The organism is Rosenbergiella sp. YN46 (assembly GCF_036620675.1).
In the GTDB taxonomy this organism is placed as follows: Bacteria; Pseudomonadota; Gammaproteobacteria; order Enterobacterales; family Enterobacteriaceae; genus Jejubacter.
This window is the reverse complement of sequence record NZ_JAZHEE010000016.1, coordinates 14,260-34,339: the sequence shown is the minus strand read 5'-3', so window position 1 is coordinate 34,339 and position 20,080 is coordinate 14,260. Positions and strand designations below refer to the sequence as shown.

Below are 20,080 nucleotides of genomic sequence, written 5' to 3'. Positions count from 1 at the left end.
GATATTATTCAGGCTGTTCCAGAGATTTGATGTATTCATAAATCGCCTGCTGCGAGCGTACTTTACGGCGGTTACCGCGCGGTACATAGCGATTACTGAGCTCTTTGTCGATGATGCGCGCCTTAACGGTGTCGCTAAACAGAATAGCGATAATGTCCAGCACTCGCTGCTTCAGGCGTGGATCAAGCAGGGCAACGGCGACTTCAATGCGGTAATCGATGTTACGCGTCATCCAGTCCGCCGAAGAGAGGAAGACTTTTTTGTCGCCCCCGTTTTCAAAGACGTAGACCCGATCGTGCTCCAGGTAACGATCGACGATGCTGATGACCCGAATATTTTCGCTGATACCTTCCAGATCGGGGATCAGCGAACACATGCCGCGCACCAGCAGATTCACGGGGACACCGGAACTGGAGGCGGCATACAACCGATCCACCAGGCCTTTATCGACCAGGTTATTCAGCTTCAGAGTAATGCCTGAAGGCAGTCCCTGTTGCGCGTTGGCGATTTCGTTATCCACCAGTTCGTAGAGCAGGCGACGCGAGTTCTGTGGCGAAACCATCAGGTGGTCGAAGCTCACGGGTCGATAGGGGTTTTCAATAAAGTTAAATACCCGGCGCACCTCGTTGGTAATACGGGCGTCGGCAGTCAGCAGCGAGTAGTCGGTATAAAGACGCGCAGTCTTTTCGTTGAAGTTGCCGGTACCGATATGGGCGTAGCGTACCACCTGCTCGCCTTCGCGCCGGGAGATCAAAAACAGCTTGGCGTGAATTTTCAGTCCCGGCGCTGAAAAGATGACGTGCACCCCGGCTTCGGTCAGGCGTTTGGCCCAGTGAATGTTGGCCTCTTCATCGAAGCGCGCCTGAAGCTCCACCACCACCGTGACCTTTTTGCCGTTGTGGGCGGCGTGGATCATTGAATCGATAATGCGCGAATCTTTGGCCACCCGATAGATATTGATTTTGATAGAAATCACATTTGGATCGAAGGAGGCCTGGCGCAGTAATTCCAGAACGTGTTCGAAGGTGTGGTAGGGATAATACAGCAGTACATCGCGTTCGCGGATGGCGTCGAAACCGTTACGGAAACGATCGAACCAGATATGACGCAGACGCGGCATCGGCTTATTCACCAGGTTGGCTTTACCCACGTTGGGAAAGTCGATGAAGTCCTTAAAATTGTGGTAGCGGCCACCGGGAATAATAGAGTCATAGCGCGAGATCGACAGTTTGTCGGCCAGCAGCTGCACCATGGCGTCCGGCATATCGCGCTGATATACGAAGCGTACCGGCTCGGCGGTCAGGCGCTGCTTCAGGCTGGAGGACATTAATTCCAGCATTCCTGACTCCATTTCATGCAACAGCTCGTATTCGGCGTCGCGGGTCATTTTCATGGAGTAGGCGTTCAGGGCGTCGTAGTCGAAGAAACCGCTAAAGATCTCATCCAGGCAGTAGCGCATGATGTTATCCAGCAGGATCATTGGCTTCCGGCGGCGCGGTGTTTCTGGCGGCAGGTTAACGAAGCGCGGCACCTTATCGGAAGGGATCTCCAGCAGCGCATACTTAATATCCGAGCCGCGAATGATTTCGACCGTCAGGTAGGTGTAATCGTCTTTCAGAAACTGAACCAGATCGGTTTCCCGGGTAATCAGGATCGGCGTAATGTGCGGACGCAAATAGTGCTTAAAATAATGGCGCAGCCAGTTCTGTTGGTTAGGGGAAAGCTGGCGCTCGTTAATCAGGAAAATCTGGTTACGCGCCATTTCCAGCAGCAGGTCGTTATATAGACCGTCGAACTCCTGATCCGCCTTTAGCACCCGGGCCTGGATTTTGCTCAGCAGATGGCGGGAATTGGAGTGGGTTCCCTGCTCCTCGTTAATCAGAATCCGCCGTTTCAGTTCGGCAAAGCGTACCTTGTAAAACTCATCCAGGTTATTGGAATAGATGCCCAGAAAACGCATGCGCTCGATAAGGGGATTCGACTTATCCGCCGCTTCCTGGAGCACGCGCTCGTTAAAGGATAACCAGCTTAGTTCTTTCTCAATGTACAGCTTTTCCTGACCCATGCGACTCACACTCCGTTTGGTTGGCTCCCGTTTCCGGACGTGGAAAATCCGTCTCGGCGCCTATTATGGCGAGCAATATCCGGGAATGTCCAACGCCAGGCAGAAGTATCGGACAAGACTCTCCTTCCCGGGCGGGAAGGAGAGGGGTTATTCGTCAGCGGCGTAACCCTGGGGAGGCAGGCGCTGCCCGTCCAGCCAGGCGGCGCTGTCGCGCATGCTCAGCCGGCCATTCAGAAACCAGCCGATCGCCAGCGGGTAGATAGCATGCTCCTGATGCTGAACCCGGGCGATCACGGTTTCTTCGTCATCGCCGTCAAAGATGGGCACCCGGGCCTGGAGAATTACTGGGCCGCCATCCAGCTCTTCGGTCACGAAGTGCACCGAGGTGCCGTGCTCGCGATCGCCGTTGTTCAGCGCCTGGCGATGGGTATGCAGACCGGGGTATTTCGGCAGCAGGGAAGGGTGGATATTAAGCAGACGGCCGCGGTAGTGAGCCACGAAGGCGGGGCTGAGAATGCGCATATAGCCCGCCAGTACCACCAGATCGGGGGCGTGCTCATCAATCTGCGCCATTAGCGCCCGATCATAGGCTTCACGATCCGGATAGTCGCCGGGCGAGAGCGCAAACGCGGCGATATCTGCCGCGCGAGCGCGCTCAAGACCGTAAGCATCGGCTTTATTGCTGAATACTGCCTCAATGGTGCCGTCGATTCGTTGCCGCTGGCAGGCGTCGATAATTGCCTGCAGGTTGCTTCCATTGCCCGAAATAAGCACCACTATCTTTTTCATTACCCGATAACCACGCGTTGTTCAGAGTCGGAGGCCCTGATAATACCGATTTTCCATGCCTTTTCACCTGCCGCGTTAAGCAGAGCGATGGCTTTTTCGGCGGCATCAGGCGCCAGTGCGATAACCATACCTACGCCGCAGTTAAAGGTGCGGTACATTTCATGGCGGCTAACGTTGCCCGCCTGCTGGAGCCAGTCGAATATCGCCGGCCACTGCCAGCTGGATTCATCGATGACCGCCTGAGTATTGTCCGGCAGAACGCGCGGAATGTTTTCCCAGAAACCGCCGCCGGTCAGGTGGGCGATAGCGTGAACGTCGCACTGTTCGATAAGTTTAAGCACCGATTTCACATAGATACGAGTCGGCGCCAGCAGGTGATCCGCCAGCGGCTGGCCGTCGAGTTGGGTAGTGAGCGGGTCGCAGCCGCTGACTTCGACAATCTTACGTACCAGCGAGTAACCGTTGGAGTGCGGGCCGCTGGAGCCGAGTGCTACCAGCACGTCGCCATCGGCCACTTTGGTTCCGTCGATAATCTCCGATTTCTCTACCACGCCGACGCAGAAACCCGCTACGTCGTAATCTTCGCCGTGGTACATGCCGGGCATTTCAGCGGTTTCACCCCCGACCAGCGCGCAGCCCGCCTGAAGACAGCCTTCGGCGATGCCGCCGACGACGCTTGCCGCGGTATCCACATCCAGCTTACCGGTAGCGTAGTAGTCAAGGAAGAACAGCGGCTCAGCCCCCTGAACTACCAGATCGTTGACGCACATGGCCACCAGATCGATGCCGATGGTGTCATGACGTTTCAGATCCATCGCCAGACGCAGCTTGGTGCCGACGCCATCAGTACCGGAAACCAGCACCGGTTCGCGGTATTTCTGCGGCAGAGCACACAGTGCGCCAAAGCCGCCAAGCCCCCCCATGACTTCCGGGCGGCGGGTTTTCTTCACCACCCCTTTGATTCGGTCGACCAGTGCATTGCCCGCATCGATATCAACACCGGCGTCTTTATAGCTGAGAGAGGTTTTATCGGTCATAAGGTCAGGTTCCAGCGCGGTAGAAAAAATCGCGGTGATTCTAACAGCCCAGGCAAACGTTTGCGAGCCCTTCCGTTAATGAAACATTCCTGTTCCGGATCGGTAAGGTACCAGGGGATGGAACAGGGCTCTGCTCTATACTGATCCGAAATCGCTTGATCCCGATCAAGCGTCTCAGGTATGGCGCTGCGGCGAAAAAGCGGTATAATCCGGCGATTTTTTTTTACGCGGCTGACGCATTTGGGGAGATAGAGCATGAAGATTGTGGAAGTGAAACACCCACTCGTAAAACACAAACTGGGTTTGATGCGCGACGTGGATATCAGCACTAAACGTTTTCGTGAGCTCGCCTCGGAAGTGGGAAGTCTGCTGACCTACGAAGCGACGGCCGGTCTGGAAACCGAAACGGTGACTATCGAAGGCTGGAACGGCCCGGTGGACATTGAGCAGATCAAAGGTAAGAAGATCACCGTGGTGCCGATTCTGCGCGCCGGTCTTGGCATGATGGAAGGCGTACTGGAAAACGTACCGAGCGCGCGCATCAGCGTGGTGGGCGTTTACCGCGACGAAGAAACTCTGGAGCCGGTACCTTACTTCCAGAAGCTGGCTTCGCAGATCGACGAACGTATGGCGCTGGTGGTGGATCCGATGCTGGCGACCGGTGGCTCAATGATAGCGACTATCGATCTGCTGAAAAAAGCGGGCTGCCACAATATTAAGGTGCTGGTACTGGTCGCGGCGCCGGAAGGCCTGGCAGCGCTGGAGAAAGTTCACCCGGATGTTGAGGTATACACGGCCTCTATCGATCAGGGACTCAACGAACACGGATACATTATTCCGGGCCTCGGCGATGCCGGGGATAAGATATTTGGCACCAAATAATTGATTCAGCCGACTTTCACAGTCGGCTTTTTTTTGGATTTTCTTTCTCAGTTCATCACACAGAGGATATTGTTATGACGCGCCGTGCTATCGGGGTGAGTGAAAGACCGCCGCTGTTACAGACGCTCCCACTCAGTCTGCAGCATCTGTTTGCCATGTTCGGATCCACCGTACTGGTGCCGATTATGTTTCATATCAACCCAGCAACGGTTCTGCTGTTCAACGGCATCGGCACCCTGCTCTATCTGGTTATCTGTAAAGGGAAAATTCCGGCCTATCTGGGCTCCAGCTTCGCCTTTATTTCACCGGTATTGCTGCTGTTGCCGCTTGGCTATGAGCTGGCGCTGGGCGGCTTTATCGCCTGTGGCGTGCTGTTCTGTCTGGTGGCGCTGATTGTGAAAAAGGCGGGTACCGGCTGGCTGGACGTGATGTTTCCACCGGCGGCGATGGGGGCCATCGTGGCGGTTATCGGTCTGGAGCTGGCGGGCGTGGCCGCCAATATGGCGGGTATGCTGCCTGCCGACGGTCAGTCGGTGGATGGCACCACGCTCTCTATTGCGCTGGTGACCCTGGGCGTTACTGTCTTTAGTTCGGTTATTTTCCGCGGTTTCCTTGCGATTATCCCGATTCTTATCGGCGTGCTGGTGGGCTATGCCTTCTCTTTCTATATGGGCGTGGTGGACGTGACGCCGATTCGTGAAGCGCACTGGTTCGCACTGCCCACCTTCTATACACCAAAATTTGAGTGGTTCGCGGTGCTGACCATTCTGCCCGCTGCGCTGGTGGTGATTGCCGAGCATGTCGGCCACCTGGTGGTGACCGGAAATATTGTGCGTAAGGATCTGGTGCGCTCCCCGGGCCTGCATCGTTCGATGTTCGCTAATGGATTTTCCACCGTGATCTCTGGTTTCTTCGGCTCTACGCCGAACACCACCTATGGCGAAAACATCGGCGTGATGGCGATTACTAAGGTGTACAGCACCTGGGTGATCGGCGGTGCGGCTATCCTTGCGATTCTGCTCTCCTGCGTCGGTAAACTGGCGGCGGCGATCCAGATAATCCCGGTACCGGTCATGGGTGGGGTTTCACTGCTGCTGTACGGCGTGATTGGCGCTTCGGGTATCCGGGTATTAATTGAATCCAAAGTGGATTTCAGTAAGGCCCAGAACCTGATTCTGACCTCGGTGATCCTGATTATCGGTGTCAGCGGGGCTAAGATTCACATCGGTGCCGCCGAACTGAAAGGCATGGCGCTGGCGACCGTGGTGGGCATCGCTCTGAGCCTGATCTTCAAAGCGATTAGCATTCTGCGCCCGGAAGAGACGGTGCTGGAAGCGGACGACGAGGAACAGCAGGCTCCGCGTGCCTGATCCTTATGTAATCTGGCCCGTGCTTTCGCGGGCCAGGTTCAACCCTTTCACTAAACTGTGATAAACTTCCCCGCGATTTTTTCGCAAGTTCTGGTTGAGGTCCCTCTGAACGCACCAGCTCAGCTCTCTTTGCCACTCTATCTTCCTGATGATGAGACGTTCGCCAGCTTCTGGCCGGGCGATAACCCGGCGTTGCTCGCTGCGTTACAGAACGTTCTGCATCAGGATCATAGCGGTTACATCTACTTCTGGTCGCGAGAAGGGGGAGGGCGTAGCCATCTTCTGCATGCCGCCTGTGCGGAGCTTTCCCAGCGTGGTGAAGCGGTGGGGTATGTGCCGCTGGATAAGCGAACCTGGTTTGTGCCTGAGGTGCTGGAAGGAATGGAACAGCTGTCGCTGGTCTGCATTGATAATATCGAATGTATCGCCGGGGATGAACTGTGGGAGATGGCTATCTTTAATCTCTATAACCGCATTCTGGAGTCCGGCAATACCCGGTTGTTGATCACAGGCGATCGTCCGCCGCGCCAGCTTAATCTGCAACTGGCGGATCTGGCATCGCGCCTGGACTGGGGGCAGATCTACCGCCTGCAGCCGCTTTCTGATAACGATAAGCTTCAGGCGCTGCAACTGCGCGCCCGGCTGCGCGGTTTCGAACTGCCGGAAGATGTGGGCCGCTTCCTGCTCAAAAGGCTGGATCGCGAAATGCGCACCCTGTTTATGACGCTCGATCAGCTTGACCACGCTTCTATTACCGCGCAGCGCAAGCTGACCATTCCATTCGTGAAAGAGATTCTTAATCTGTAGCTACGATTAGGCCAGCAGTTCCAGTACCTGCTCTGGCGGTCGGCCGATGCGCGCTTTATCTCCTTTCACCACGACAGGGCGCTCAATAAGCTTCGGATTTTTCACCATCGCCTGAATCAACTGCGCTTCGCTAAGGCTGTCGTCGTCCAGATTTAGCGTCTTGTAGAGATCTTCTTTCTGGCGCATCAGGCTGCGGGCGCTTTCAAACTCCAGCATGTTAAGCAATTTACCGATAGTCGCCTCATCCGGCGGCGTTTCCAGATAGAGCACGACTTCCGGCTCGACGCCGTTCTCTTTTAGCAGCTTGAGCGTCTCGCGACTCTTGGAGCAGCGGGGGTTGTGGTAGATGGTGACGGTACTGGACATGCTTAATAAGCTCCTTAACTATTCTTTTGGTACTGGCTGAAACGCTGCTGTAGCTGGCGCAGCTGATCGATACGTGCATCGTAACGCGCCTGTTGCAGACTGCCCACTTTTACCTGGCTGCTGGCGCTGCTTAACAGCGTAATGGCTTGATCCAGCTGGCCGCGTAACGCCAGCAGTTCGGCCCGGGCGGCCAGCTCCCGATCGCGATTGCCCTGGGCGGCTTCCGCCTGGGCCAGCAGATCCCAGCCGTTGGTGTCGTCGCGATGCGAGAAGGTGTAGCGATTAAGGATACTGGCGGCTTTGGCTGACTGCCCGCTCTGAACGTAAGCGTTCGCCAGGTTAAGCTGCAGCACCGGGCTATTTTTCAGCCCGGAAGCGGCGTTCAGGCGGCTGATGGCTGAAGCCGCTTTGTTTTGGCCAAGATCGATATCTGTTGCGAGATCGAGATACCAGGGGTTGTTCGGGCTGGCGCTCAGCAGCGGCTGGAGCTGACGCCAGGCTTCGGCGTAGTTTTTATTTTCCATTGCCTGCAGGGCCCGGCCGTAGCGGGCGGCGTGCTGCTGGCGCGTGTTTCCTTTATCCAGGCTATCCAGCAGATCGCTGGTGAGCTGGTTGCGCCCGGTGTTATACATCCCCAGCACGCGCACCTTCGCCATATAGAAGGCTTCCGACGACTGGGTGACTACCGGACGCATTTGGTTGGCGCGGTTGCGGGTATCGGACAGGCGGCTTTCCGGCAGGGGGTGCGTCAGCAAAATTTCCGGCGGACGGCTGGAGTAGCGCGCCTGGTCGAGCAGCTTATCCAGAAACGCGGGCATCGCCTGGGGATCAAACCCGGCGCGTTGCAGCACCTGCAAACCGATACGGTCGGCTTCCTGTTCGTTCTGCTGGGTGAAGCTGATCATCCCCTGGCGACTACCGGCCAGGGTGCCTGACATGGCCGCCATTCCGGCCTGGGGGCTGGCCATCGCCAGTAGTATCGATCCCAAGGCGCCGACCCAGGTCAGCGGCGCATAGCGCTTCTGATCTTCCATGGCTCGCGCCAGGTGGCGCTGGGTGACGTGGGAAATTTCGTGAGCCATGACCGAAGCCAGCTGGCTTTCGTTATCGGCATAGCGAAACAGTGCCGAATGCAGGACGACATTACCGCCAAAAAAGGCGAAGGCGTTGATTTCATCATTGCTGATCAGATGAAAATAGAACGGCGTGCGCACCGAGTGGGCGTGATTTACCAGACGCATACCCAGCTCGTTAATATACTGATGGAGTAGCGGGTCGTTAATCAGCGGAGCGCTGCCGCGCAGCTGGCGAATATAAAAGTCGCCCATCTGCATCTCCTGGGCGATGGAGAGCGTGCTTGCGGCGGTGGTTCCGATATCCGGCAGTTGATCTACGGCGCTGTCGTCGGCAAAGGCCGGCGCCGTCTGACTCGCCATCATGGCGGTAATGAGGGTGGCAACCAGTGTTTTTTTCAACTGCCTGAACATAGCCTCTATCCTGTGTAATCAGCGTCTTCTTTATGACAACCGATCGGCGTTTGGGTTCTTGCCGGAAGGTAAACGGGAGTGTAGCTGCCAGGAGCCATGAAAGGAAAGCTTAATTGTCCGCTCGGGTTTCAGGGGAATAAAAACGCGCCCTTTAGCGCAACATTTCGCTACAATCTGAGCGCATTTTTTTCATCAGGAGACCCCAGGGTTAAGGAAATATGCTCGAACTTTTAATGCAATGGTACCGTCGCCGCTTCAGCGATCCGGAGGCGATTGCGCTTCTTGTGATCCTGGTGATGGGCTTCGGTATTCTGTTTTTCTTTTCCGGCCTGCTGGCGCCGCTACTGGTGGCGCTGGTGCTGGCCTGGCTGCTGGAGTGGCCAACCGCCCGACTGGAGAATATGGGCTGTTCGCGCTGGCTCGCCACCAGCGTGGTGCTGGTGCTGTTCGTTGGCATTCTGTTGTTAATGGCGCTGGTCGTCGTACCGGTGGCCTGGCAGCAGGGAATCAATTTGATCCGCGATCTGCCCAATATGTTGAATAAGCTGGCTGACTTCGCCGCCACGCTGCCCAGGCGTTATCCGGCGCTGGTGGACGCTGGCATCATTGATGCTATGGCGGAAAATCTGCGGGCGCGTATGACGCTGCTTGGCGAGTCGGTGGTGAAGTATTCGCTGGCCTCGCTGGTGGGGTTACTGACGCTGGCGGTCTATCTGGTGCTGGTGCCGCTGATGGTCTTTTTCCTGGTAAAGGATAAAGTGCAGATGCTCAATGCGGTGCGACGGGTATTGCCACGCAATCGCGGACTGGCCGGGAAAGTCTGGGCCGAAATGAATCAGCAGATAACCAACTATATTCGCGGCAAGGTGCTGGAAATGGTGATTGTCGGCGTGGTGACTTATTTAGGCTTTCTGTACTGCGGCCTTAATTATTCGCTGCTGCTGGCGGTGCTGGTGGGTTTTTCGGTGTTGATCCCCTATATTGGCGCCTTTGCGGTCACCATTCCGGTGGTCGGGGTCGCACTGTTTCAGTTTGGCCTGGGTGCCGAATTCTGGACCTGTTTTATTATCTACCTGGTGATACAGGCGCTGGACGGCAACCTGCTGGTGCCGGTGCTGTTTTCCGAAGCGGTGAACCTGCATCCGCTGGTGATTATTCTGTCGGTAGTCATTTTCGGCGGACTGTGGGGATTTTGGGGCGTTTTCTTCGCGATTCCCCTGGCCACGCTGATTAAAGCGGTGGTACGTGCCTGGCCGGATACCCTGGTAGATGAACAGAAGGCAGGCTAACCCTTAACGGCAGACCCGCTGAATGTTATGGCAGCGGGGCTGTCGCTTTTGGCTTAAGAAGATATGGAATCAGGCGCTGTGGTCTTTCAACCAGGCCAGCACGATATCGTGATGGTTACTGGTTTTAAAGTCGTCGAACACGTGTTCGATTTTTCCGCTACCGTCAATCAGGAAACTGGTGCGGTGAATGCCGTCATAGGTCTTGCCCATAAAGCTTTTTTCACCCCAGATGCCAAACTGTTCGCATACGCTGTGCTCTTCGTCAGACAACAGGGTAAAGTTCAGCAGATCCCGGTCGGCAAAGCGGGACAGCTTCTCTGGCTTATCGGTACTGATACCGAGAACCTCGACGCCATACTTTTTCAGCTCATCCATGTTATCGCGCAGACCGCAGGCCTGAACGGTGCATCCGGGCGTCATTGCTTTCGGATAGAAGTAAACCAGAACACGCTGCCCCTGGAAGTCGGTTAAATTTACCTGTTCGCCGTCCTGATCGGGCAGGCTAAATTTAGGGGCGATATCGCCGGCTTTCAGTGGATTCATATGACACTCCGTCTTATTCATCATCTTGTTGTGGATAATTCACAACGCTAATAGTGCCTTGCGCATTGAGTTCTGTACACAAGTCTTTGAAGGCTTGCTCAATGTTTGTCGCATCCTGAAGCGCCGGGCTGTGAGCCGCGATTTGCACATAGAGCTGCGGCGTTCCTGGCTGTTCGTTTTCATCGTTTGCCTGAGTTCTGGAAATCAGTTCAGCGATATTCATCTGATGAGAGTCGAACAGATCGGTAAATCGCTCAATCAGGTGAGGGGAATCCGCGACTTCCACCTGGACACGCACCGTAGCAGGCATGGGCTGGCGTGCCTGGGCGGCCGTACGTTTCATTACGATCAACAGATCCAGCTCGGCGCCTTTAAGTGGCAGCGTGGACTCAATCCGGGTAATCGCGTTCCAACTGCCGGAAAGCAGCATTATAAAGGTGAATTCATCCCCCAGCATGGCCAGTCGGCTATCTTCGATATTGCAGCCACAACTACTGACGTGTCGGGTGATGGTATTCACGATGCCGGGACGGTCCGCACCCAGAGCGGTGATGACCAGATAGTGTTGTGATGGCGCTGTCAAACCTGAGCTTCCTGTGGATCTGTAGAGGTAATCATAAGGAAAGCATAAAAAAATCCGCCATACAACCGCACAGGCGCCCTGGCCGCTTGCTTTTACTGCGGCTCCAAACGTACCATTGTGGCACTAGTGTACGGAGAGGATGGACCATGTTCACGGGAAGTATTGTCGCGCTGATTACGCCGATGGACGATAAGGGTAACGTCTGTCGGGCCAGCCTGAAGAAACTGATTGATTACCATGTCGAAAGTGGAACTTCGGCAATTGTCTCGGTAGGGACCACCGGCGAGTCTGCCACGCTGAGCCACGATGAACATGGCGATGTGGTCATGATGACGCTTGAGCTGGCGGACGGTCGTATTCCCGTGATTGCGGGGACTGGCGCGAACGCTACCTCGGAAGCCATCTCTCTGACCAAACGGTTCAACGATAGCGGCATCGTCGGTTGTTTGACGGTGGTGCCTTACTATAACCGCCCCACTCAGGAAGGCCTGTTCCAGCACTTTAAAGCGATTGCTGAAAACACCAGCCTGCCGCAAATTCTGTATAATGTTCCCTCCCGTACCGGTTCCGATCTGCTGCCGCAGACCGTTGCGCGTCTGGCGCAGGTGCCGAATATTGTCGGTATTAAAGAAGCGACAGGGAACTTAAGCCGCGTCAATGAGATCAAAGATCGGGTCGCGGATGACTTTATTCTGCTTAGCGGCAACGACGACAGCGCGCTGGACTTTATGCAACTGGGCGGTCACGGCGTGATTTCCGTAACCGCCAACGTGGCGGCGCGTGATATGGCGCGGATGTGCGAACTGGCCACTGCGGGCGATTTCGCCGCCGCACGCGAAATCAACCGACGCCTGATGCCGCTGCACGAACGTTTATTTATTGAACCCAATCCTATCGCGGTGAAATGGGCCAGCAGGGAGTTGGGACTTGTGGCGACCGATACGCTTCGCCTGCCGATGACCCCGCTGACCGCGGAAAGTCGTCCGGTAGTGCGCGACGCGCTGAAGCACGCCGGTTTGCTGTAAAGTTTAGACCCTAAATAATTCAGGCTGCCTGCTTATGGGGTAGCCTGAAGTATGACGGGATTTAGGGAGAATTGATGGCTTACTCAGTACAAAAAAAATCAACTGTGGCAAAGGTGGTGGGCCTGTCGCTCGTCATGATGCTTGCCGCCTGCAGTTCCGACTCGCGCTATAAGCGTCAGGTTAACGGCGACGAGTCCTACCTGGAAACGCCGGAACTGGCCGAGCTGCATGCTCCGTCCGGGCTGATATTGCCGCTGCAGAACGGCCAGTATGACGTTCCGTCGGCGCGCTCCGGCGGTGCCGTCGGTAAAAAGCTCGATATTCGTCCGCCCGCTCAGCCGCTGGCGCTGGTGACCGGGGCGCGCACTCAGTTCACCGGAGACACCGCGACCATGCTGCTGGAAAGCGGGAAGCAGGGCTCCCTCTGGCCGCAGGTGGTAAGCGTTGTTCAGGCGCAGAACTACCCGATCATGAAGCGGGAAGATGCGAATCAGAGCCTGACTACCGACTGGGTAAACTGGAACCGCGCCGATGAAGATCAGCAGTATCGTGGCCGCTACCAGATTAGCGTTCAGCAGCAGGGCTATCAGCAGGCGTTGACCGTGAAGCTGCTGAGCCTGGAGCAGAACGGTAAACCGGCTGCCGACGCGGCTTCGATGCAGCGTTACAGCGCGCAAATGCTGAACGCGATTGCAGGCGGTCTGGAGCAGAACCAGAACACGCGCAGCAGCAATACCAGCACCGGCCGTATCGACGTACAGAGCGGGGCGGACGATACCGGCCTGCCGATGCTGGTGGTTCGCGCGCCCTTTAACGAGGTCTGGAACCGTCTACCGTCGGTGCTGGAAAAAGTGGGGATGAAGGTTAACGATACCACGCGTTCCCAGGGCAGCATGACGCTGAGCTACGATCCGCTTTCCGATAGCGACTGGCAGGCGCTTGGCGCTCGCGATCCGGGCCTGACCAGCGGCGACTATAAGCTGCAGGTCGGCGACCTCGATAACCGCAGTAGCCTGCAGTTTATCGACCCGAAAGGGCACACGCTGACCCAGTCGCAGAACGATGCGCTGGTGGCGGTATTCCAGGCCGCGTTCAGCAAGTAATCCCGGGGCCGGCGTCAATACGCCGGCCTTTTCAATTCGCGTTAATACACTAACTACGTAAGTAGTGATTACACCTGGAGTAATGAAAGATGCAAAAGCAAGCTGAGTTGTATCGAGGCAAGGCGAAGACCGTTTACAGCACCGAGAACCCCGATCTACTGGTGCTCGAATTTCGCAATGATACGTCAGCAGGCGACGGTGCGCGCATCGAACAGTTTGATCGCAAAGGGATGGTGAACAATAAGTTTAACCATTTCATTATGAGCAAACTGGCAGAGGCGGGGATTCCGACGCAGATGGAAAAGCGGCTCTCCGACACCGAATCTCTGGTGAAGAAGCTCGATATGGTGCCGGTTGAGTGCGTTATCCGTAACCGCGCCGCAGGTTCGCTGGTTAAGCGTCTCGGTGTGGAAGAGGGTATTGAACTGAATCCGCCGCTGTTCGATCTGTTCCTGAAAAACGACGCCATGCACGACCCTATGGTTAACGAGTCTTACTGTGAAACATTCGGCTGGGTGAGCAAAGAGAATCTGGCGCGGATGCAGGAACTGACCTATAAAGCGAACGATGTGCTAAAGAAGCTGTTTGACGATGCCGGTCTCATCCTGGTGGACTTTAAGCTTGAGTTTGGTTTGTTTAAAGGCGAAGTGACGCTGGGCGACGAATTTTCGCCAGACGGCGCCCGACTGTGGGATAAAAACACGCTCGACAAGATGGATAAGGATCGCTTCCGTCAGAGTCTGGGTGGCGTTATTGAAGCGTATGAAGAGGTTGCTAAACGTCTCGGCGTTAATCTGGACTAACTGCGCAATCGTTTCCGTTGCTTGCTGTGGAGCCCGCGTTTTGCGGGCTCTCTCTTTTCTGCCGGTTCTCTGGCCAGCGGTTTTTTTCCGATTCTTTCGTATCATTGCCGTTTAGCTTCGGGAAATACTGGCCCGTCCCCCCGGATATCGCTCATAATTAACCTTATTATCCGAACAACAGGAATGATGTTATGCGTTGGCAAGGGCGTCGCGAGAGCGACAATGTTGAAGATCGTCGTAACCAGTCGCAGGGGGGCTTTCCCGGTGGAGGCCGCGGTTTCCGACTGCCGCGCGGTAAGGGGGGCATTATCCTGCTTATTGTCGTGCTGGTGGCTGGCTATTACGGATATGACCTGACGCCGCTTCTGAGCGGCGGCGGGCCGTCGCAGCTTCAGCAGCAGAGTTCTCAGTCTATTAATCCCAATGAGGATGAAGCCGCGAAATTTACTTCGGTGATTCTGGCAACCACCGAAGATACCTGGAGCCAGCTGTTCCAGCAGATGGGCAAAACCTATCAGAAGCCAAAACTGGTTATGTACCGCGGATTGACCCGTACCGGTTGCGGAACCGGCCAGTCGGCGATGGGGCCGTTCTATTGCCCGGCGGATAGCACGGTATATATCGATCTCTCCTTCTATGATGAGATGAAAAACAGTCTGGGCGCCGATGGTGATTTTGCACAGGGTTACGTAATCGCTCACGAAGTAGGGCATCACGTACAGAAACTTCTGGGTATTGAACCCAGGGTTCGCCAGATGCAGCAGAACGCCTCTCAGACTCAGGCTAACAAGCTTTCGGTGCGTATGGAGCTTCAGGCCGACTGTTTCGCCGGGGTATGGGGCCACAGTATGCAGCAGCAGAACATCCTGGAGGTCGGTGATTTGCAGGAGGCGTTGAACGCTGCTGAGGCGATTGGTGATGATCGGCTGCAAAGCCGCAGTCAGGGCCAGGTGGTGCCGGACAGCTTCACCCACGGTACCTCCGAACAGCGCTACACCTGGTTCAAACGTGGTTACGACAGCGGCGATCCGCAGCAGTGCGACACCTTCGGCAATAATCTGTAACCGATGTGGTTAAATAAGCTTAATGCCCTGACGCGTCACCAGCAGCGTCAGGGCATTCGTCGTTTACTGGTGCTGAGCGGCGAGCCGGAATGGAGCGCTGCTAGCGCCCGGCGTCTATCACAGCTGCTCGCCGGTGACTGGCTGTGGGTAGGTGAAACCGCAGAACTGGCGCTCCACTGCGCCCCGGGCGCGATTCGTCGCCTGCTGGGTCGCGAGTTTTTGCACGCGATATTCGATGCCAGAAGCGGACTGGATGCAGAAGCGCTGGCGGCATTAGCGGGAACGCTACGGGCCGGTAGCTGGCTGGTACTGCTGGCGCCGCCGTGGACGACGTGGCCACAGCGGTCGGATGCAGATAGTCTGCGCTGGAGCGGTCAGCCGCAGCCGATTGCCACCCCCCGATTTATACATCGTCTTCAACAGGCGCTAATACAGGATCCGCAATCTATTATCTGGCGTCAGGGGGAGGCGCCGCGCCTGCCGACGCCCGTCGAGCGTCCGGACTGGCAACCTGGCGCCGGAGGCCCGCTGGTCGGGCAGCAGGAGATTCTTAATCAACTGCTCACCATGCCCGCTGGGGTAGCTGTGGTCACCGGGCCGCGCGGACGTGGCAAATCCGCGCTGGCAGGAATGCTGGCGCGACAGGGTGACGGTACGGCGGTGATTACCGCCCCGACCCGGGCGGCTACCGATGTGCTGACCCGGTATGCCGACGAACACGGGCTGTTTATGGCACCGGATGCGCTGCTGCAGGCGATACGACAGGGGGCGTCGCCTCGGGGAGAGTGGCTGATCGTTGATGAAGCGGCCGCCATTCCGGCGCCGCAGTTGCGTCAGTTGATCGCCGCTTATCCCCGAACCCTGCTGACGACGACGGTACAGGGCTATGAGGGCACCGGGCGCGGTTTTCTGCTTAAGCTGTGCGCATCATTGCCCCGGCTGCGGCGCTTTACTCTTGATACGCCGGTGCGCTGGGCCGCAGGCGATCCGCTGGAGCGAATTCTCGACCAGGTAATGTTGTTCGACGATCGTCTGGCGACGCCCGGTGAGGGCGATGTGCACTATCAAACCCTGACCAGGGGCGCCTGGCAGGGCGACGATGGCCCTGAGGCGCAGACCTGGCGACTGCTCGCCGGCGCGCATTACCGCACTTCGCCGCTGGACTTACGGCGCCTGCTGGACGCCCCTGGCCAGCGTTTGCTGACGGCGCGCATCGGCGAGCAGGTGGCGGGCGCGTTGTGGCTGGTGGAAGAGGGGGGATTAACGCCTGAACTGAGCGAAGCGGTATGGGCCGGTCTGCGGCGCCCGCGTGGTAATCTGGTGGCACAATCGCTGGCGGCCCATGGCGGTTCTGCCGACGCCGCCGTCCTGAAAGGGCTGCGTATCAGCCGGGTGGCGGTGCATCCGGAACGCCAGCGCCAGGGAATTGGCAGTCGGTTACTGGCGGGCGCCGATGAGATGAGCGATGGCGCTGACTACCTTTCCGTCAGCTTCGGCTATACCGATGAGCTGTGGCGCTTCTGGCAGCGTGCGGGTTTCGTTCTGGTGCGCATCGGCACGCACGTCGAGGCCAGCAGCGGCTGCCATACGGCGATGGCGCTGCGCCCGTTGAGCGCGCGAGGGGAAGCGCTAACGCAGCGTGAACATCGCAGGCTGCGGCGCGACGTGCACTGGCTACAGCCGTGGATTCGCGATCCGATTCCGGTTGCTCAGCTTTCAGAGACTACGCTTAATGATGACGACTGGCGCGATCTGGGCGGTTTCGCTTTTGGTTACAGGCCACCGGAGGCCTGCATCGGCACGCTACAGCGTTTGCTGATTAACACTCAGCTGGCGCTGCCCGGATTACGAGGATGGCTGGTGCAGGGGCTGGAGAGCGCTGAACTCTGCGTTCTGACAGGGGTAAGCGGCCGTAGGGCGCTGCTGATTCGCCAGCGCCAGGAGTGCGCTGCGGCGCTGAAAGCGCTGGATGCGCAACGGACAGAGACCCTGGAAGCCTGGCTGATGAAGGTCAAAAATTTTCAGTGACAGCATCAATTTTATGCCATGGCGATTTTTTGTTATTGGCGTAGAGTGGCTCCCGAAGAGCGTCAGGAGGCAACGATGAAACATGACCATTTTGTAGTTCAGAGTCCCGCTACTCCCCCTCAGCAACTGCTGCTGTTGTTCCATGGGGTGGGCGACAATCCGGTAGCGATGGGCGAGATCGGCAGCTGGTTTGCGCCGCAGTTTCCCGATGCGCTGGTGGTCAGCATCGGGGCGCCGAACCCGAGCGGGCCGGAGCCGGGACGCGAGTGGTTTTCCGTTGCTGGCCTCAGTGAAGAGAACCGCCAGGCGCGTATCGATGCGGTGATGCCGCACTTTAGCGCGCTGGTGCGTTACTGGCAGGAAAAGAGCAGCGTCATGCCCGCAGCGACGGCGCTGATCGGTTTTTCTCAGGGGGCGACTATGGTGCTGGAAAGCCTGAAAGCGGAGCCAGGGCTGGCGTCGCGTCTTATCGCCTTTAATGGGCGTTTTGGTGAATTGCCGGAGCGGGTTAGCGTGACCACCACCGTGCATTTAATTCACGGCGGCGAGGACCGGGTGATTGAGCCGCTGCATGCGGTGAAAGCCCATGAAGCTCTGCTGGCCGGCGGCGGCGATGCGACGCTGGATATCGTCGAGGATCTGGGGCACGCCATTGACAATCGCAGTATGCAGCTGGCGCTGGATCATCTGCGCTATACGGTGCCTAAGCACTACTTCGATGAAGCGCTGGGCGGTAAGCCTGGCGAAGACGATGTGATTTCGATGCTCTAAAACCTGCGGTTGCAGGCACTAAAAAACCGACTGGTGAGGTCGGTTTTTTTATGTTCCGGCGCGCAGCGGATGGCTCTGACCTGAGGAGGTATTGTTCTCATCTGACCATGAAGAGCCGCTGCGATGACAGGCTGCCCGGAGGGAAGCGGATGAAAACTTTGAACGATATGGTTCTCGTCGTCCCTAAAGCGTTGGTTGCGCTGCTGGAACTGATTCGCCGGCTTATTGTGCGGTAAAGGCGAAAACGTAGCTAAGGACGGAGGCTGCCAACTCCGTCCTCACGGATTACGGCTTCTTCTTCGGCCAGTCGTCGTCATCGTCCCACTTGTCGTTAAAGTCGCGGTGGGGCGGTAGATCGGGCTTATTGTCCAGATACTTCTTTGGGTCAACGCGTTTCAGATCTTTAATGACGTTGATAAAGATACCGACCAGAATCACCAGTACCAGTATCCACCAGTATTTACTTAGCCAGTCCATGCGCCTCTCCTGAAGGATGAATGGCCGCTCAGGCGACCAGTTGTTCCATAATACGTTGATACATCCGGGCCAGCAGTTGCAGGTCGGCGGCGTTCACGCATTCGTTAATCTTGTGAATGGTGGCATTCACCGGTCCCAGCTCCACTACCTGAGCCCCCATTCTGGCGATAAAGCGCCCGTCTGAGGTGCCGCCGGTCGTCAGCAACTGCGGTTTAAACTCATTATAGTGCTCAATGGCGTTGACCACCGCATCTACCAGGCGGCCGCGGGACGTCAGGAACGGCTGGCCAGACAGCCACCAGTCCAGAGTATAGCGTAGCTGATGGCGTTCCAGCAGTTCGCTGACTCGCTGTTGCAGCATTTCCGCGGTGCTTTCGGTGCTGAAGCGGAAGTTGAATTGTACGTACAGCTCGCCTGGAATCACGTTATTGCTGCCGGTTCCCGCCTGGATATTGGCGATCTGCATGCTGGTGGGAGGGAAATACTCATTGCCCTTGTCCCATTCGATATTGACCAGTTCATCCAGCATGGGGGCTGCGCGATGCACCGGATTATCCGCCAGGTGAGGGTAGGCTACATGGCCCTGGACGCCGTGAATGGTCAGGTTGCAGGTCAGGGAGCCACGGCGGCCGTTTTTCACTACGTCGCCCACCACTTCGCTGCTGGAAGGCTCGCCCACCAGGCAGTAGTCCAGGCGTTCGTTGCGCGCCATTAGCGTTTCCACCACCTTCACGGTGCCGTTTTTGGCGCTGGCCTCTTCATCGGAGGTTATCAGGAACGCCAGGCGACCGCGGTGGTTTGGGTGCTGGGTCACGAAACGCTCGGCGGCGACCACCATGGCCGCCAGCGAGCCTTTCATATCGGCGGCGCCGCGACCAAACAGCAGGCCGTCGCGGATGGTGGGTTCAAACGGCGGGTTGATCCAGCGATCGCCGTCGCCTGGAGGAACGACATCGGTATGACCGGCAAAGGCCAGGGTTTCTCCCTCGCCGCGCCAGGCCCAGAAATTGCGGGTATCCCCGAAGTCCATAGGCTCAATGGTGAAGCCAATAGCGCGCAGGCGCTCGATAAGCAGCTCCTGGCAACCTGCGTCGTCAGGGCTGAGGGAAGGGCGGCGAATAAGCTGTTGGGCCAGTTCGATGACCGGGCAAGACATACTACTTAACCTCATTAAAAAACTGCTGATAGCTGCTGTCACTGAAACCCAGCAGCATAGGCTGGTGCGGCGCGCAGAGCAATGGTCGTTTAATAATCGCCGGCATCTCCAGCATTAGTTCTATGGCCGAAGCGGCGTCGGTGATGGCGCCACGCCGCGCTTCATCCAGCTTACGCCAGGTGGTGCCGCGGGTATTAAGCAGCGGCTCCCAGCCCAGTTCGGCGACGAAGCTTTCCAGCAGTGCGGCATCCAGGCCATCGGCCCGGTAATCGTGGAAACGGTAGTCGATGTTTTCGGCTTCCAGCCAGCGGCGGGCCTTTTTAATCGTGTCGCAATTTTTTATGCCGTACAGAGTGACCATGCCTGGTTATCCTTGTGACTTTCAGCAAAGCGTCAGCATAGCAATTTGCTCTCTGTTGGGCTACTGCCGTTTCT

General features: G+C 57.0%; 20 protein-coding genes. 10 read left to right on the top strand and 10 right to left on the bottom strand.

Annotated elements, in window-relative coordinates:
* Nucleotides 1–4: 4 nt before the first annotated feature.
* The 3 genes from ppk1 to purM form a co-directional block, all read right to left on the bottom strand.
* Nucleotides 5–2,065 (bottom strand): polyphosphate kinase 1, encoded by a 2,061-nt coding sequence (gene ppk1, locus V3W49_RS12950; protein ID WP_500145987.1) that lies wholly within the window; start codon nt 2,063–2,065, stop codon nt 5–7.
* 147 nt (nt 2,066–2,212) lie between these two features.
* Nucleotides 2,213–2,854, bottom strand: coding sequence for a phosphoribosylglycinamide formyltransferase (gene purN / locus V3W49_RS12945; RefSeq protein ID WP_500145985.1), 642 nt, complete (start codon nt 2,852–2,854; stop codon nt 2,213–2,215).
* Nucleotides 2,854–3,891 (bottom strand): phosphoribosylformylglycinamidine cyclo-ligase, encoded by a 1,038-nt coding sequence (purM, locus tag V3W49_RS12940; protein WP_500145983.1) that lies wholly within the window; start codon nt 3,889–3,891, stop codon nt 2,854–2,856. The genes purN and purM overlap by 1 nt, the downstream gene beginning before the upstream one ends.
* 255 nt (nt 3,892–4,146) lie before the next feature.
* Here purM and upp point away from each other — a divergent pair, with 255 nt between their 5' ends.
* From upp to V3W49_RS12925, 3 genes are all read left to right on the top strand, one after another.
* Nucleotides 4,147–4,773: a uracil phosphoribosyltransferase gene (gene upp, locus V3W49_RS12935; RefSeq protein ID WP_500145982.1), complete on the top strand. Its 627-nt coding sequence runs from the start codon at nt 4,147–4,149 to the stop codon at nt 4,771–4,773.
* A gap of 74 nt (nt 4,774–4,847) precedes the next feature.
* Nucleotides 4,848–6,143: a uracil permease gene (gene uraA / locus V3W49_RS12930; RefSeq protein ID WP_500145980.1), complete on the top strand. Its 1,296-nt coding sequence runs from the start codon at nt 4,848–4,850 to the stop codon at nt 6,141–6,143.
* 105 nt (nt 6,144–6,248) lie between these two features.
* Nucleotides 6,249–6,950, top strand: a complete 702-nt coding sequence (locus tag V3W49_RS12925) for a DnaA inactivator Hda (protein ID WP_500146064.1) — start codon at nt 6,249–6,251, stop codon at nt 6,948–6,950.
* A gap of 6 nt (nt 6,951–6,956) precedes the next feature.
* Here V3W49_RS12925 and arsC read toward each other — a convergent pair whose 3' ends face one another.
* Nucleotides 6,957–7,316, bottom strand: a complete 360-nt coding sequence (gene arsC, locus V3W49_RS12920; RefSeq protein ID WP_500145978.1) for an arsenate reductase (glutaredoxin) — start codon at nt 7,314–7,316, stop codon at nt 6,957–6,959.
* A 14-nt stretch (nt 7,317–7,330) separates the two neighbouring features.
* Nucleotides 7,331–8,803: a beta-barrel assembly-enhancing protease gene (gene bepA, locus V3W49_RS12915; protein ID WP_500145977.1), complete on the bottom strand. Its 1,473-nt coding sequence runs from the start codon at nt 8,801–8,803 to the stop codon at nt 7,331–7,333.
* A 218-nt stretch (nt 8,804–9,021) separates the two neighbouring features.
* On the opposite strand from bepA, the gene V3W49_RS12910 reads away from it, so the two are divergent.
* Nucleotides 9,022–10,092 (top strand): AI-2E family transporter, encoded by a 1,071-nt coding sequence (locus V3W49_RS12910; protein WP_500145976.1) that lies wholly within the window; start codon nt 9,022–9,024, stop codon nt 10,090–10,092.
* 69 nt (nt 10,093–10,161) lie between these two features.
* Here the strand turns inward: V3W49_RS12910 and bcp are convergent, their stop codons facing one another.
* Nucleotides 10,162–10,635: a thioredoxin-dependent thiol peroxidase gene (bcp, locus tag V3W49_RS12905; RefSeq protein ID WP_500145974.1), complete on the bottom strand. Its 474-nt coding sequence runs from the start codon at nt 10,633–10,635 to the stop codon at nt 10,162–10,164.
* Between the two features lie 13 nt (nt 10,636–10,648).
* Nucleotides 10,649–11,218, bottom strand: coding sequence for a glycine cleavage system transcriptional repressor (locus V3W49_RS12900; protein ID WP_500145973.1), 570 nt, complete (start codon nt 11,216–11,218; stop codon nt 10,649–10,651).
* A gap of 146 nt (nt 11,219–11,364) precedes the next feature.
* On the opposite strand from V3W49_RS12900, the gene dapA reads away from it, so the two are divergent.
* From dapA to ypfH, 6 genes are all read left to right on the top strand, one after another.
* The gene (gene dapA / locus V3W49_RS12895; protein ID WP_500145971.1) at nt 11,365–12,243 is read left to right on the top strand and encodes a 4-hydroxy-tetrahydrodipicolinate synthase; all 879 of its coding nucleotides are present in this window, start codon (nt 11,365–11,367) and stop codon (nt 12,241–12,243) included.
* Between the two features lie 74 nt (nt 12,244–12,317).
* Entirely contained in the window at nt 12,318–13,346 is a 1,029-nt protein-coding gene (gene bamC / locus V3W49_RS12890) for an outer membrane protein assembly factor BamC (protein WP_500145969.1), read from the top strand.
* 89 nt (nt 13,347–13,435) lie between these two features.
* A complete protein-coding gene (purC, locus tag V3W49_RS12885; protein WP_500145967.1) occupies nt 13,436–14,149 on the top strand; it encodes a phosphoribosylaminoimidazolesuccinocarboxamide synthase in 714 nt (237 codons plus the stop codon).
* 191 nt (nt 14,150–14,340) lie between these two features.
* Nucleotides 14,341–15,213: a KPN_02809 family neutral zinc metallopeptidase gene (gene ypfJ / locus V3W49_RS12880; protein WP_500145965.1), complete on the top strand. Its 873-nt coding sequence runs from the start codon at nt 14,341–14,343 to the stop codon at nt 15,211–15,213.
* A gap of 3 nt (nt 15,214–15,216) precedes the next feature.
* Entirely contained in the window at nt 15,217–17,241 is a 2,025-nt protein-coding gene (locus V3W49_RS12875; protein WP_500145963.1) for a tRNA(Met) cytidine acetyltransferase TmcA, read from the top strand.
* Nucleotides 17,242–17,316: 75 nt separating this feature from the next.
* Nucleotides 17,317–18,012 carry an esterase gene (ypfH, locus tag V3W49_RS12870; protein WP_500145961.1) on the top strand — a complete coding sequence of 232 codons (696 nt, stop codon included), beginning with the start codon at nt 17,317–17,319 and terminating at the stop codon, nt 18,010–18,012.
* Nucleotides 18,013–18,297: 285 nt separating this feature from the next.
* Here ypfH and V3W49_RS12865 read toward each other — a convergent pair whose 3' ends face one another.
* The 3 genes from V3W49_RS12865 to V3W49_RS12855 are packed head-to-tail and all read right to left on the bottom strand — an operon-like array spanning nt 18,298 to nt 20,006.
* Complete coding sequence (locus V3W49_RS12865) at nt 18,298–18,489, bottom strand: YpfN family protein (RefSeq protein WP_138098845.1); 192 nt, start codon at nt 18,487–18,489, stop codon at nt 18,298–18,300.
* A 28-nt stretch (nt 18,490–18,517) separates the two neighbouring features.
* Nucleotides 18,518–19,645, bottom strand: coding sequence for a succinyl-diaminopimelate desuccinylase (gene dapE / locus V3W49_RS12860; protein WP_500145959.1), 1,128 nt, complete (start codon nt 19,643–19,645; stop codon nt 18,518–18,520).
* Nucleotide 19,646: 1 nt separating this feature from the next.
* The gene (locus V3W49_RS12855) at nt 19,647–20,006 is read right to left on the bottom strand and encodes an ArsC family reductase (protein WP_500145957.1); all 360 of its coding nucleotides are present in this window, start codon (nt 20,004–20,006) and stop codon (nt 19,647–19,649) included.
* Between the last annotated feature and the right edge of the window lie 74 nt (nt 20,007–20,080).